This is a genomic window from Micromonospora sp. Mcm103 (genome assembly GCF_024519755.1).
In the GTDB taxonomy this organism is placed as follows: domain Bacteria; phylum Actinomycetota; class Actinomycetes; order Mycobacteriales; family Micromonosporaceae; genus Micromonospora; species Micromonospora aurantiaca.
This window is the reverse complement of record NZ_JALJRJ010000003.1, coordinates 106,840-120,048: the sequence shown is the minus strand read 5'-3', so window position 1 is coordinate 120,048 and position 13,209 is coordinate 106,840. Positions and strand designations below refer to the sequence as shown.

The window sequence follows — 13,209 nt, the reverse complement described above, 5'->3', positions numbered from 1 at the left end:
GCACGGCGGGCGGGAAATGTCACCCCGTGGGCGGTCGCCGGTGATGCCGGAACGCGACGGCAGCGGCCGCCTCGACCGCCGGGAGCAGGGCGTGCGCCCAGACCCGGTACCCGTCGGCCGACGGGTGGAAGCCGTCGTGGCAGAGCGTGCCCGCGTCCGCGCGGAACACCGGACCGGTCTCGGTGCCCAGGTCGACGACGGTGCCGCCGGCGTCCAGCACGGCCGCCGTCTGGGCCCGCGCCATCCGCCGCCCGGACCAGCCGAGCACCTGGCGCAGCGGTGCGGCGACCGCGCGTACCGCGCCGAGATCGGGGCACGTGCCCACCACCACCTCGACGTGGGCCTCCCGCAGACGGCGTACCGCCGAGCCGAGATAGGCCGCCGCGTCGCCGGGCCGGGACATCGCGGTGGCGTCGTTCGCCCCGATCAGCACGACCGCCACGTCCGGCCGCTCACCGAGCAGCGCCCGGGCCACCTGGGTCGCCAGGTCGGTGGCGCGCGAGCCGGAGACCCCGACGCTGGACAGCTGCACCCGGCGGCCGGTCGGCCCCTCGGCGAGCAGGTTGGCGAGCTGACCGCCGATGGTGTCCTCGAACCGGTCGACGCCCACGCCGAGCGCCGACGAGTCACCCAGCAGCACCAGCCGCAGCGGCGGCGCGTCGGCGCGGCCGACCGTCGCGCGCAGCACCAGGCCCAGCTCGGGCTGGGCGTACTCGCGGGTCCGGGCGGCGATGGCCTGGCCGGCCAGGACCGCCGCGCCGCCCACCGTGCCGGCCAGCAGCGACAGGGCCGCGGCCCGGCCCCACCGGGCCACCTCACCGCGCTCGCTCATGACAGCACTCCGCTTCGCTCGCTGCGCTCGCTCATGCCGTTCCCTCCAGCGTTGCCGAGTCGGCGGCGCTGCCGGTCGGTGGCACCGCGCCGACGCCGAAGAAGGCCCGCCGGCGAAGCTGCGCCCACCGCCCGCCCGGCCCGCGGTCGCGACCCCGGAACTGGGCGCCGCTGACCTCCGTGCCGGCGTGCCGGACCGCCTGGTGGGCGGCCTCCGGGAGCGACCGTACGCCTTCCACGCCGGGCAGGACAGGCCTGCGTTCCGGGACCGCGCCCAACGCGGACAGCACGGTGGGCAGCAACGCCGCCGCGGCTATCGCGTACCCCTCGGCTGAGGGGTGGAACCGGTCCCAGGCGAACATCCGCCCGGGGTCGGCGGCGAAGCGCGGCCCGAGCATGTCGCCGAGCGAGACGGCACGGCCGCCGGCCTCGACCACGCCCACCGTCTGCGCGGCGGCGAGCTGGCGGCTCCACCGCCGGGCCAGCCAGCGCAGCGGCGGCTGGATCGGCCGGATGGTGCCCAGGTCGGGGCAGGTGCCGACGACCACCTCACAGCCGGCCGCCCGGAGCGTGCGGACCGCGTCGACCAGGTGTCGCACCGCTACCGAGAACGGTGAGCGGTTGGTGACGTCGTTGCCGCCGACCAGGATCACCGCGACGTCCGGCTCGACCTCCAGGGCGGACTCGACCTGCGGCTTCAGCCCGGACGACAACGCGCCGACCACGGCGAACCGGTGCAGCCGGACCGGCCGGTGCAGGCGGCGGGACAGCCCGGTGGCCAGCAGTGAGCCCGGTGTCTCCCGGCGCCTGTGCACGCCGTATCCGGCCGCTGAGGAGTCGCCGAGGATGACCATCGTGATCGGCGGGCCGGGCAGTCTCGCGCCGTACACACCGTCGCAGCGCGGCGGCGGGGCCTGCGCCATCGGGATGGTGCGGCGGGCCTGCCGGGCCTGGCCGAGCAGCACCCCACCGGTGGCGGCGGTGGCCGCCACCGTGGCGCCCGTGCCGATCGCCGCGAGGCGGGCGATCTGCCGGGCGCGCTGCCGGCGGACCGGCGCGACGGAACCAGCGTCCCCCATGAACCGACAGTATCGCGCCGGTACGACCACTGCTGTCCTTGATCGGATGGCTGGGCGGTGCCCGGATTGGGTACCGACGGGGGCAGCGGACATGGACTTGCCATCGGGCCGCACCATGGTCGAGCGGAGAGGGGCGACATCATGGGGAAGACGTTGAAGCGCAGCGCCGCGTTCGCGGCGCTGGCCCGGGCGCTGGCGGCCGGTACGCGGGGCGGGCCGTCGCTCGGGGCACGGCTGGCGGCGCTGCCGCGGATGATCCGCGCGACCACCCGTGGCGAGTACGACGGCGGCCTGCGCCTGGCGCTGATGGCCGGGGCGACGGCGTACATCGTCTCACCGATCGACCTGCTGCCGGAGATCCCGCTGGCGATCTTCGGGCTGGCCGACGACGCGGTCATGGTCACCTGGCTGGCCGGCAGCGTGCTCGCCGAGACCGAGCGGTTCCTGGAGTGGGAGGCACGTCGCAGCTCCGTCATCCCCGGGCATGTGGTGCCCTGACGGCACGTACGCTGGTCGGCGAACTGACCGCTGACCGACCGCCCCACGACGGCGGCGCGACGAAGGGCACAACGAGGTGCAGTACTACGACAACGTCGTCGAGCTGATCGGCAACACCCCGCTGGTACGCCTGCGCAACGTCACCGAGGGCATCCAGGCCACCGTGCTGGCGAAGGTGGAGTACGTGAACCCGGGCGGCTCGGTCAAGGACCGGATCGCGCTGCGCATGGTGGAGGACGCCGAGAAGGCGGGCATCCTGGGGCCGGGCGGCACGATCGTGGAGCCGACCAGCGGCAACACCGGCGTCGGGCTGGCCCTGGTGGCCCAGCTCCGGGGCTACCGCTGCGTCTTCGTCTGCCCGGACAAGGTCAGCCAGGACAAGCAGGACGTGCTGCGCGCGTACGGCGCCGAGGTGGTGGTCTGCCCGACCGCCGTCGCGCCGGAGGACCCGCGTTCCTACTACAACGTCTCCGACCGGCTGGCCCGGGAGATCCCCGGCGCGTGGAAGCCCAACCAGTACAGCAACCCGGCCAACCCGCGCTCGCACTACGAGACCACCGGCCCGGAGCTGTGGCGGCAGACCGAGGGCAGGATCACCCACTTCGTCGCGGGCGTCGGCACCGGCGGCACCATCTCCGGCATCGGCCGCTACCTCAAGGAGGCGTCCGAGGGCCGGGTCAAGGTGATCGGCGCGGACCCGGAGGGCTCGGTCTACTCCGGCGGCACCGGGCGGCCGTACCTGGTCGAGGGCGTCGGTGAGGACTTCTGGCCGGAGACGTACGACCGGGGGATCGCCGACGAGGTCGTCGAGGTGTCGGACAAGGAGTCCTTCGAGATGACCCGCCGGCTGGCCCGCGAGGAGGGGCTGCTGGTCGGCGGCTCCTGCGGCATGGCCGTGGTGGGCGCGCTGGAGGTGGCCCGCAAGGCCGGACCGGACGACGTGATCGTGGTGCTGCTGCCGGACGGCGGCCGGGGCTACCTGTCGAAGATCTTCAACGACAAGTGGATGGCCCGGTACGGCTTCCTGGACGACTCGGGCACCGAGCCGACGGTCGCCGACGCGCTCGCCGGCAAGCCCGGCGGTCTGCCCGAGCTGGTGCACGTGCACCCGACCGAGACGGTCCGCGACGCGATCGACTACATGCGCGAGTACGGCGTCTCCCAGCTCCCGGTGCTCAAGGCCGAGCCGCCGGTGGTGACCGGTGAGGTGGCCGGTTCGATCGCCGAGAAGGACCTGCTCGACGCGCTGTTCACCGGCCAGGCCCACCTGCACGACACGATCGAGCGGCACATGGGCGAGCCGCTGCCGATGATCGGCGGCGGCCAGCCGGTGAGCGAGGCGGTCGGGCTGCTGGAGAAGGCGGACGCGGCGCTGGTGCTGGTCGACGGCAAGCCCAAGGGCGTGCTGACCCGCCAGGACCTGCTCGCCCACCTGGGCGCCCGCTGACCCTGCGTTGTAAGGAAGGGCCCCCTCTTAACACTCGGTGTTAAGAGGGGGCCCTTCCTCTACCGGAGGCGTTAAGAAGGGGCCCTTCCTTACAAGCGGCGGGAGTAGCGGAGCTGGGGGACCAGCACCCGGCCGATGTGCTCGTCCCGCTGCTCACCGGTGGCGGTCCAGCCGCCGCGCTCGTAGAACCGGCGCGCGGCGGCGTTGTCCCGCAGCACCCACAGCACCGCGCGCGTCCATCCCCGGGCCCGCATCGCGTCCAGCGCGTCCACCATCAGCGCCCGGCCGGTGCCCCGGCCCCGCTCGGACGGCTCCAGGTGGATCGCGTTGAGCAGCCCGGTCGCTGGGTCGCCCTCGTCGTCGGGCCCGAGGTAGCTGAAGCCCACCAGCCGCCCGTCCCGCTCGGCCACCGTCATCCGGTGGTCGGCGCCCTCCCAGGTCAGCCGCTCCACCCAGTAGCGGCCCATCGCCTCGGGCGTCGGGTCGGCCAGCGCCTCGGGCGGCAGGAACGACGAGTACGCCGCCACCCGTGAACGCTGGTGCAGGGCGCCGACCGCCATCAGGTCGGCCTCGGTCGCGGAACGTAGGGAGATCGTCACCCGGGCGACGGTACCCGTCGGGGCGGCACCTGTACCGTCTGAAGATCCTCGGCGATCACCAGATCACCGGAGAAGTGCTCGCGGGCCTCGTCGTGGAAGCGGCGCGGATCGGCGTACCGCTGGGAGAAGTGGGTGAGCACGAGCGTCCGTACCCCCGACTCGGCCGCCACCCGCGCGGCCTGGCCGGCGGTGAGGTGGCCGACCTCGGCGGCGAGTGCCGCCTCCGACTCCAGGAACGTCGACTCGATCACCAGCAGGTCGGCGTGCTCGGCCAGCGCGTACACGCCGTCGCAGAGCCCGGTGTCCATCACGAACGCGAACCGCTGCCCCGGGCGGGTCACGCTCACCTCGTCCCGGGTCACGCGGCGCCCGTCGCGGTCCAGGTGGCCGTCGCGCAGCAGCTGCCCCACGTCCGGACCGGCGATGCCGTACGCGGCCAGCCGCTCCGGCAGCATCCGGCAGCCGTCCGGCTCGACCAGCCGGTACCCGTACGTCTCGATCGGGTGCCGCAGCCGGCGGGCCTCCAGCGTGCCGACGCCCAGCGTGATCCGCTGCCCGTCGGTGTCGATCGGCTCGACTGCCAGTTCGGCGGTCTCGTAGAAGCTGGACGCGTGGCGCAGCCGGGCGAAGTACTCGGCGCCGCCGGCCGGGAAGTGCACCGCCACCGGACGCGGTACGCGGTCCAGCGAGAGGCGCTGGATCATGCCGGGCAGGCCGAGGCAGTGATCGCCGTGGAAGTGGGTGACGCAGATCCGGGTCAGGTCGGTGGCGGTGATCCCGGTGTGCAGCATTTGGCGCTGGCTGCCCTCGCCCGGGTCGAAGAGGATCACCTCGTCGTCCCAGCGCAGCAGGTAGCCGTTGTGGTTGCGTTGCCGGGTCGGGGCCTGGCTTGCCGTACCGAGCACCACCAGCTCACGCATGGACACGGCATCCTCCGGAAGGCAAAAAGCGACCCCCGGGGCTTCCGCGCTCGCGCGCGGGCCGGCTGGACTGGGCCGGCACCCCGGGGGTCGGGTGGCTGTCGTGGTTTCGCCGCACCGCTGCCACACGGTCTCGACGATCCTGCAGGTGCCCGCCTCGCGGCGGGCGAGTTTTCACTGTCGAGGACAGCGGCTAGCGGACAGCCACCTCACGAGTCCGATTGCTATACAAGTCTGGACCACCTCCTTTCCCGTGTACCGCCACGCTATCCACTTCGCGGCGGCCGCGGCAACGGATTTCGATCACAGGCCCGGTCAGTCCAGGCCGATCGGGCCCTCGCGCGGGCCGTCCTCGTTCGCCGGCTGCACGGCCAGCGACGGGAAGTCGGCCAGGTCGCCCTCCGGCTCGGCGTCCCACTCCGGGAAGACCAGCGGGCTCTGGAGGTAGAGGCAGAGCAGCTGGGTGAGCTGGTGCAGGCCGTCGAGGTGGGTGCGCTCGTGGCCGTGGGTGGCGTCCACGCCGAACCCGAGCAGCGCCACCCGGGCGTGCGCCCCGGCCTCGACCGCGGCGGCCACGTCCGAGCGGTAGTAGTCGAACACGTCCCGGACCAGGTCGACGCCGTGCTCCTTGGCGATCGAGGCGAGGTTGCGGGTCAGGTGGTAGTCGAACGGGCCGACGCCGTCGCCCATCGCCAGCGTGGCGGCGGTCTCCCGGGACTGCTGGCCCGGCGCGACCACCGCCGCGTCCACCGAGACGATCTCCGCGACGTCCGGGTCCAGGCCGTGGCTGGCGCCGTGGCCGATCTCCTCGGTGACGGTGACCAGCAGGTGCGCGGTGACCGCCGGGGTGATCCCGGCGTCGACCATCGCCTTGAACGCGGTCAGCACCGCCGCCACGCCCGCCTTGTCGTCCAGGTGCCGGGACTTGACGTACCCGTTCGGGGTGATCGTCGGGTTGGGCAGGAACGCGACGAAGTCCCCGGCGTCGATGCCGAGCGCCCGCAGCCCGGCCTCGTCGTGCACGGGCTCGTCCACCCGCACCTCGACCAGTTCCCAGCCGACGCCCTGGAGGTCGACCGCCTCGTTGTAGCGGTGGCCGCTCGCCTTCAGCGGCAGCACCTGGCCGGTGACGACCCGCTCCAGGTCGTCGGTGAAGATCCGCACGTGGGCGCCCTCGGCGAAGCGGGCGCTGTGCGTACCGATGGGGTTGACCTCCAGCCGGCCGTTCTCCTTGAGCCGCTTCACCATGCCGCCGATGGTGTCGGTGTGCACCACCACGGCCCGGTCTGCGCCGGTCGACCGGGGGCCGGGCAGACAGGCGCTCAGCGCCCCGCGACGGGTCAGCGTGGAGCTGATCCCGATCGCGGAGAGCCGCTCGCCCACGTACTGCTGGATGTGGTCGGTGCGCCCCGACGGGCTGGGGATCTCCAGCAGCTCCACCAGCACCTGGCGGAGGTAGTCGAGGTCGAGCTTGAGCGGTTGGGGCTTGCGTGCGGTCATGCCCCAGAGCTTGCCGCACCGGCCGGCGACCAGAGTCGCTGCGGTGCCCGGGTACCCGGGAAGAGCAGGTCGACGAAGCGCTCGGCGGTCGGCTGCGGCTCGTGGTTGGCCAGTCCGGGGCGCTCGTTCGCCTCGATGAACACGTGTTCCGGCTGGTCCGGGGCGGGGACCAGCAGGTCCAGCCCGGTGACCGGGATGTCCAGCGCCCGGCTCGCCGTGACGCACGCCTCGGCGATCGACGGGTGCAGCTCGGCGGTCACGTCGTGGATCGTGCCGCCGGTGTGCAGGTTGGCCGTCCGCCGGACCGCCAGCACCTCGCCCTCCGGCAGCACGTCGTGCATCCGGTACCCGGCCTCCGCCACCACCTCGCGGGTCATGTCGTCGACCGGGATGCGGGACTCGCCGCCGGTGGCGGCGGCCCGGCGGCGGCTCTGCCGTTCGATCAGCTCGGTGATGTCGTGCACGCCGTCGCCGGTGATCTGCGCCGGCCGGCGCACCGCGGCGGCGACCACCTCGTGGTCGATCACCACGACCCGCAGGTCCTCGCCCGCGCGCAGCTCCTCGATCAGCACGTCCGGGCAGAACCGGCGGGCCAGCTCGACGGCCGCGGTCAGGGCCTCCGGCGTACGCACGCCGACGGTGATGCCGTTGCCCTGCTCGCCGCGCGCCGGCTTGACCACCACCGGGCCCACGTCGTTCAGGAACGCGACGTCGTCGGGCTCGCCGGTGGCGGTACGCCCGCGCGGCACCGACAGCCCCGCCTCGGTGAGGATGCGCCGGGTCACCCGCTTGTCGTCGCAGCGGCTCATCGCCACCGCCGAGGTCAGCTCCGACAGCGACTCGCGGGTGTGGATGGTCCGGCCGCCGGTGGTCAGCTTCAGCTCACCCCAGTGCGGGTCGGTCACCTCGACCCGGATGCCGCGGCGCATCGCCTCGTCCGCGACGATCTTCGCGTACGGGTTCAGCTCGTCGTACCCCTCCGGCATGGCGGGCAGGAACAGGCGCTCGTTGATCGGGTTCTTCCGCTTCACGCAGAGCGTGCCGGTGCGGTGGAAGCCGAGGCGCTCGTACAGCCGGATCGCACCCGAGTTCTCGGCCAGCACGGACAGGTCCACGAACGCCCGGCCGCGCTCGTCGAGCCGGTCCGCGAGCGCGGTCAGCAGCGCCTGCCCGGTGCCGGGCGGGGCGGTGTTGAAGTCGACTGTGAGGCACCACAGGCTGGCGCCGTTCTCCGGGTCGCCGAAGACCGCGACGTGGTCCACGCCGGTGATGGTGCCGACCACCTCACCTGTGGTGTCCTCGGCCACCAGGTGCAGGAACCGGTCCGTGCCGGCGTTGTCCACCAGCACCTCGACCGGTGCGGTGACCATGCCGTTGCGCGCGTAGATCCGGTTCACCGCCTCGGCGTCGGCGGCGTCACGCAGCGGCCGGACGGTCAGCCCGGGCACCTCGCCGCCCTCGGTGGCGGCGGGCCGCTTCTCACCCAGCGGCAGCCGGTACGTCAGCGACGGGTCGATGAACAGCTCGTCCGGCAGCCGGGACACCAGCACGTGCGGGTCGCGCAGGTAGATGCAGATGTCCCGGGCGCCGACCGCCTCGGAGCGCAGCACGTCGGCCACGTGCACCTGGTCGTCGAACGTCTGCCCGAACACCAGCCGGCCCCAGCCGCAGTCCAGCACCACGCCCGAGGCGTCGGTGGACGCGGTCTCCGGCTGCCGCGGCTCCGGCGTACCCGGTGCGACCGGGTCACCGCCGGGGCCGATGCGTTCCCGGCGGCGCCCCAGCACCCGTTCCCGGTCGGTACGCGCCGTTCCGGTGGCGAGGGTGTCCGTCACGGTCAGTCGATTCCGTGGCTCTGGAGCCACATTTCCAGGAGTCCCAGTTGCCACAGCTTGTTTCCGTTCAACGGGGTCAGTTCGGCATTCGGGTCGGCGAGCAGCGCGTCGACGTAGTCGGCGCGGAACAGGTCACGACGGCGCGCCTCCGGGGCGGTGAGCGCGTCGCGTACCCGGTCGAGGAGCTTGCCCTCCAGGTGGGTGAGCCCGGGCACCGGGAAGTAGCCCTTGGGCCGGTCGATGACCTCGTGCGGCAGGACCCGGCGGCCGATCTCCTTGAGCACGCCCTTGCCGCCCTGAGCCAGCTTCAGCTCCGGCGGGCAGCTCGCAGCCAGCTCGACGAACTCGTGGTCGAGGAACGGCACCCGGGCCTCCAGCCCGTGCGCCATGGTCATGTTGTCGACCCGCTTCACCGGGTCGTCCGTCAGCATGACCTGGGTGTCGATCCGCAGGCCGGCGTCGACGGCGGTCTGCGCCCCCGCGCGGCCCAGGTGCGCGGCCACGAACTCCCGCGCCGGGTCGCCGTCGGCCAGCCACGCCGGGTTGAGCACCCGGGCCAGTCCGGCCGCGTCGCGGTCGAAGAACGCCTTCGCGTACGTCTCGAGCGCCTGCTCCCGGTCCACCCCGGCGAGCGGCGGGTACCAGTGGTAGCCGCCCAGGATCTCGTCCGCGCCCTGACCCGACTGCACCACCTTGACGTGCTTCGCGACCTCCTGGCTGAGCAGCCAGAACGCGACGCAGTCGTGGCTGACCATGGGCTCGCTCATGGCCGCGACGGCGGCCTCCAGCGGCGGCAGCAGGTCACCGGTGGGCACCCGGATCTGGTGGTGGTCGGTGCCGAACGTCTTCGCGACCAGATCGGAGTAGACGAACTCGTCGCCCTCCCGCCCGCCGACCGCGTCGAAGCCGATGGAGAACGTGGCCAGGCCGGACCGGGCCTGTCCCTCGCCGGCGAGCAGCGCGACGACCAGGCTGGAGTCGAGGCCGCCGGAGAGCAGCACGCCCACCGGGACGTCGGCCACCATGCGGCGGCGTACGGCGGTGGTCAGCGAGTCGAGCAGTGCGTCCTGCCAGTCCCGCTCGGACCAGCCGGCCCGCTCGGCGGCGCGGCCGAAGGACGGATCCCAGTAGACCCGCTCGTGGGTGGAGCCGTCCGCCTCGTACACCCGGACCGTGGCCGGCGGCAGCTTGGTGACGCCGGCCAGGATGGTGCGCGGCGGCGGCACGATGCTGTGGAAGCTCAGGTAGTGGGCGAGCGCCACCCGGTCGATGGTGGTGTCGATGCCGCCGCCGGCGAGCAGCGCCGGCAGAGTCGAGGCGAACCGGACCACACCGGGGCTCTCGGCCAGGTAGAGCGGCTTGATGCCGAGGCGGTCCCGGGCCAGCACCAGGCGGCCGGTGTCGCGCTCGCTGATCGCCACCGCGAACATGCCGATCAGGTGGTCGACGAAGTCGAGCCCCCACTCGGCGTACGCCTTGACCACGACCTCGCTGTCGCCGGACGAGAAGAACCGGTGGCCCTTGGCCTGCAGTTCGGCGCGTAGTTCCCGGTAGTTGTAGATGCAGCCGTTGAAGACACCGGTGAGCCCGGCGGCGGCGTCCACGATGGGTTGGCCGCTCGCCGCGGACAGGTCGATGATCTTCAGGCGCCGGTGTCCCAGCGCGGTCGGGCCCTGCGACCAGATGCCGCTGTCGTCGGGCCCTCGGTCACTCATCGTGGCCGCCATCCGCTCCACGGCCGAGACGTCGGCGCGTGAACCGTCACGGCGGAACTCTCCCGCAAGTCCGCACATACGAGCCAATGCTGCCAGAGCTTGTTGCAGTTCGCCTGTTGAGACGATGACGAACGTGTGACAGCTTGCTACGATGCGCCGTCACGCAGGGTGGTTGCCTGTCACGCCTTCGGTTCCTGCCCCTCCACGCCCGGATGCCGGAAACCCGGCCCGTCCCCGGTGTGAGGAATACCGCACGGACCGGCGCGCCCCGGCATCGGCGGCTTTCGCCGATCTTGCACTTTGGTGCCCCGTAATCCTCGTAATCCGGGCAACTCGTGGGCCGAAACTGCAAGATCGCGTGAGCGTAGACGCTGCCGGCACGGTGATCGGCCTCGCCGTTCACCGTGCCGGACTCGTGGTGCGGGTCGCGGGCTAGCCCGCGGTGCGGGCCACGCCGACCGGGCAGCTCAGCCCGTTCGGGCCGTGGTTGCAGTAGCCGTTCGGGTTCTTCGTCGGCGCCAGGTACTGCTGGTGGTAGTCCTCGGCGAAGTAGTAGTCGCCGAGCGGGGCGATCTCGGTGGTGATCTCACCCTTGCCGGCCCGGGCCACGATCGGCGCGAACGCGTCCCGCGACGCCTTGGCCGCGGCCAGCTGCTCGTCGGTGGTGGTGTAGATCGCCGAGCGGTACTGGGTGCCCACGTCGTTGCCCTGGCGCATGCCCTGGGTCGGGTCGTGGTTCTCCCAGAAGACCTTCAGCAGGTCCTCGTAGGCGATCTTCGACGGGTCGTAGACCACCTGGACCACCTCGGCATGCCCGGTCATGCCCGAGCAGACCTCCTCGTACGTCGGGTTGGTGGTGTACCCGCCCGCGTAACCGGCGGACGTGGTGATCACGCCGGGGAGGGTCCAGAACAGCCGCTCGGCGCCCCAGAAACAGCCCATGCCGAAGACGGCGACCTGCGCGCCCTCGGGGAACGGGCCCTTCAGCGAGGACGGAAGCACCTCGTGCCGGTCGGCGATCGGCATCGCGATCGGGCGGCCCGGCAGGGCCTGGTCAGGAGAGATCATCTCGGCCTTCATGCGGCGGAGGAACACGGTGGGACTCCTCTCTTGGCTTTCCCAGCGTGTGCAACAGCGTCGGCCCCGGGTTCCTTACCCGCCCACGCCGACGTCAGGCCAGCGCCGCCGAGATCCGCCCGGCGAACTCCGTCGCCTCGGCGTCGTCGGCGTAACGCGTACGCGGCCAGAAGAAGCCGCGCAGCCCGTCGCCCTTGGTGCGGGGCACCACGTGGGTGTGCAGGTGCGGTACGGACTGGGACACCCGGTTGTTCATCGCCACGAACGTCCCACCGGAGCCCAGACCGGTCTCCACCGCCACGGCGATCCGCTGCACCAGCCGGAAGTAGCCGGGCAGCGCGTCGGCCGGCAGGTCGGACAGGGTGACCAGGTGGGTGCGGGGCACCACGAGCACGTGGCCCTTGAACACCGGCCGGGTGTCGAGGAACGCGACCCCGTCCGGCTCGTCGGTCACCCGGAAGGCCGGCACCTCGCCCGCCACGATCCCGCAGAACACGCACCCGCTCATCCGCCCACCCTAGGCCCGGCCCGGCCACCCCACCTCGGGCGAGCGTGATCATGAAGTTGGCGGCGACAAATCGGACCGTCGGCACCGCTAACCTCATGATCGGCGAAACCGGGCGGGTCAGGCGCGGTCTAGGTAGGCGTCCCAGTCGTCTTCGGGGATGCCAGTCGGGCCGGTCTCGCCGTTGGCGAGGCGAGCCCGGATGTCCGCCTCCCACCGCAGCGCCCATCCGCGCAACTCGTCGACCTGCTGCTCGGTGAGCCCGTACGAACGGAAGGTCCGACCGTCCCGCTCCGTCACACCACCCAGCCGGTCGGCCAGTTCGTCCAACGAGAAGCCGGCGGTGTGACGGGCGCCGAGGTGCTCCAACTCCGACCAGGTGAGCCGCTCGGAGGCCGCGCGGACGTCGATGTAGTCCCGGTGCGCGGCTCGGTCGTGCAGCGCGCGGACCTTCAGCCCCACCGCATCCTCGAAGGCCAGCACCGGGCCCAGCGCCATGCGGGCGGGCGGCGCGAGCGCCTCTTTGAGCAGGTCGACCTCGCACGAGGAGGCGTTGTCCGAGATCAGCAGGCGAGCCATGCGCGGCGTCGACTCGATGATCCGAGCGGAGAACCCGGCCGCGACGTAGGCGGCGGCGAGGCGGTCCGTCACGGCGTCGAGCGGCAGCGCGGCGGCCGTAGCGAAGTCGATGTCCTGGGAGGGCCGGTCGACCAGGTCGTGGGCACACATGGCATAGCCGCCGGCGAGCATCAACCCCAGGTCGTCACCAGCAGCGAAACCGATCTCCAGCAGGCGACGGTGCAGCGCGTCCATCACCCGGCGACGAGGTCGGGCAGTTGCCGCTCCCAGAGGCGGGTCACCCGCCGCGCGGTCAAGCGCCGAATACGTGGCCAGTCCTGGCGGAGCAGGGCGGCGTTGACGTGTCTGATGATGTCGTCCCGCTGGCCGCAGTCCAGCAGGAGGCAGTAGAGGGTCAGCCGCTCACTCGGGTCACCCACGTCATAGTCGGCGGGGCCCGACCAGGCGAGGCGCACGGGCAAGCTGACCCGCCCCGACCGCGGGCCGCTCAGGAGACCCAGCGAGGCCGGGATCCGGTCGGCGACGCCGTGCAGGCGAGAGGGGAGCGCCTCGGTCGTACTCACCGAACCAGTATGGCCGACCGCCCCGACACCTTCGCGGTTGTGACTCGCGCCGGGTTGCCGG

General features: G+C 72.5%; 13 protein-coding genes. 2 read left to right on the top strand and 11 right to left on the bottom strand.

What is annotated here, in order from left to right; translation table 11 throughout:
• Window positions 1-19 precede the first annotated feature (19 nt).
• Together OC439_RS05440 and OC439_RS05435 are read right to left on the bottom strand one after the other, a co-directional pair.
• A complete protein-coding gene (locus OC439_RS05440; protein WP_194798538.1) occupies window positions 20-832 on the bottom strand; it encodes an SGNH/GDSL hydrolase family protein in 813 nt (270 codons plus the stop codon).
• A 31-nt stretch (window positions 833-863) separates the two neighbouring features.
• A complete protein-coding gene (locus OC439_RS05435) occupies window positions 864-1,910 on the bottom strand; it encodes an SGNH/GDSL hydrolase family protein (protein ID WP_262012501.1) in 1,047 nt (348 codons plus the stop codon).
• A 141-nt stretch (window positions 1,911-2,051) separates the two neighbouring features.
• On the opposite strand from OC439_RS05435, the gene OC439_RS05430 reads away from it, so the two are divergent.
• Both OC439_RS05430 and OC439_RS05425 read left to right on the top strand, forming a co-directional pair.
• Window positions 2,052-2,408, top strand: a complete 357-nt coding sequence (locus tag OC439_RS05430; RefSeq protein ID WP_013474058.1) for a YkvA family protein — start codon at window positions 2,052-2,054, stop codon at window positions 2,406-2,408.
• 76 nt (window positions 2,409-2,484) lie between these two features.
• On the top strand, window positions 2,485-3,855 hold the full coding sequence (locus OC439_RS05425; RefSeq protein ID WP_262012500.1) for a cystathionine beta-synthase: 1,371 nt from the start codon (window positions 2,485-2,487) through the stop codon (window positions 3,853-3,855).
• Window positions 3,856-3,944: 89 nt separating this feature from the next.
• On the opposite strand, the gene OC439_RS05420 is transcribed toward OC439_RS05425, so the two are convergent.
• The 9 genes from OC439_RS05420 to OC439_RS05380 form a co-directional block, all read right to left on the bottom strand.
• A complete protein-coding gene (locus OC439_RS05420; RefSeq protein WP_262012499.1) occupies window positions 3,945-4,454 on the bottom strand; it encodes a GNAT family N-acetyltransferase in 510 nt (169 codons plus the stop codon).
• Window positions 4,451-5,380 (bottom strand): ribonuclease Z, encoded by a 930-nt coding sequence (locus OC439_RS05415; RefSeq protein WP_262012498.1) that lies wholly within the window; start codon window positions 5,378-5,380, stop codon window positions 4,451-4,453. Before OC439_RS05415 ends, OC439_RS05420 begins: the two co-directional genes overlap by 4 nt.
• Window positions 5,381-5,689: 309 nt before the next feature.
• The gene (locus OC439_RS05410) at window positions 5,690-6,874 is read right to left on the bottom strand and encodes an osmoprotectant NAGGN system M42 family peptidase (protein WP_262012497.1); all 1,185 of its coding nucleotides are present in this window, start codon (window positions 6,872-6,874) and stop codon (window positions 5,690-5,692) included.
• A complete protein-coding gene (ngg, locus tag OC439_RS05405) occupies window positions 6,871-8,709 on the bottom strand; it encodes an N-acetylglutaminylglutamine synthetase (protein WP_262012496.1) in 1,839 nt (612 codons plus the stop codon). The genes OC439_RS05410 and ngg overlap by 4 nt, the downstream gene beginning before the upstream one ends.
• Window positions 8,710-8,711: 2 nt before the next feature.
• Entirely contained in the window at window positions 8,712-10,502 is a 1,791-nt protein-coding gene (locus OC439_RS05400) for an N-acetylglutaminylglutamine amidotransferase (RefSeq protein ID WP_262012495.1), read from the bottom strand.
• Between the two features lie 354 nt (window positions 10,503-10,856).
• A complete protein-coding gene (gene msrA, locus OC439_RS05395) occupies window positions 10,857-11,519 on the bottom strand; it encodes a peptide-methionine (S)-S-oxide reductase MsrA (protein WP_262012494.1) in 663 nt (220 codons plus the stop codon).
• Window positions 11,520-11,595: 76 nt separating this feature from the next.
• Window positions 11,596-12,009: an HIT family protein gene (locus OC439_RS05390; RefSeq protein ID WP_135243386.1), complete on the bottom strand. Its 414-nt coding sequence runs from the start codon at window positions 12,007-12,009 to the stop codon at window positions 11,596-11,598.
• Between the two features lie 117 nt (window positions 12,010-12,126).
• Window positions 12,127-12,819, bottom strand: coding sequence for a nucleotidyl transferase AbiEii/AbiGii toxin family protein (locus tag OC439_RS05385; protein WP_262012747.1), 693 nt, complete (start codon window positions 12,817-12,819; stop codon window positions 12,127-12,129).
• Window positions 12,819-13,148, bottom strand: coding sequence for a hypothetical protein (locus OC439_RS05380; RefSeq protein WP_262012493.1), 330 nt, complete (start codon window positions 13,146-13,148; stop codon window positions 12,819-12,821). Before OC439_RS05380 ends, OC439_RS05385 begins: the two co-directional genes overlap by 1 nt.
• Between the last annotated feature and the right edge of the window lie 61 nt (window positions 13,149-13,209).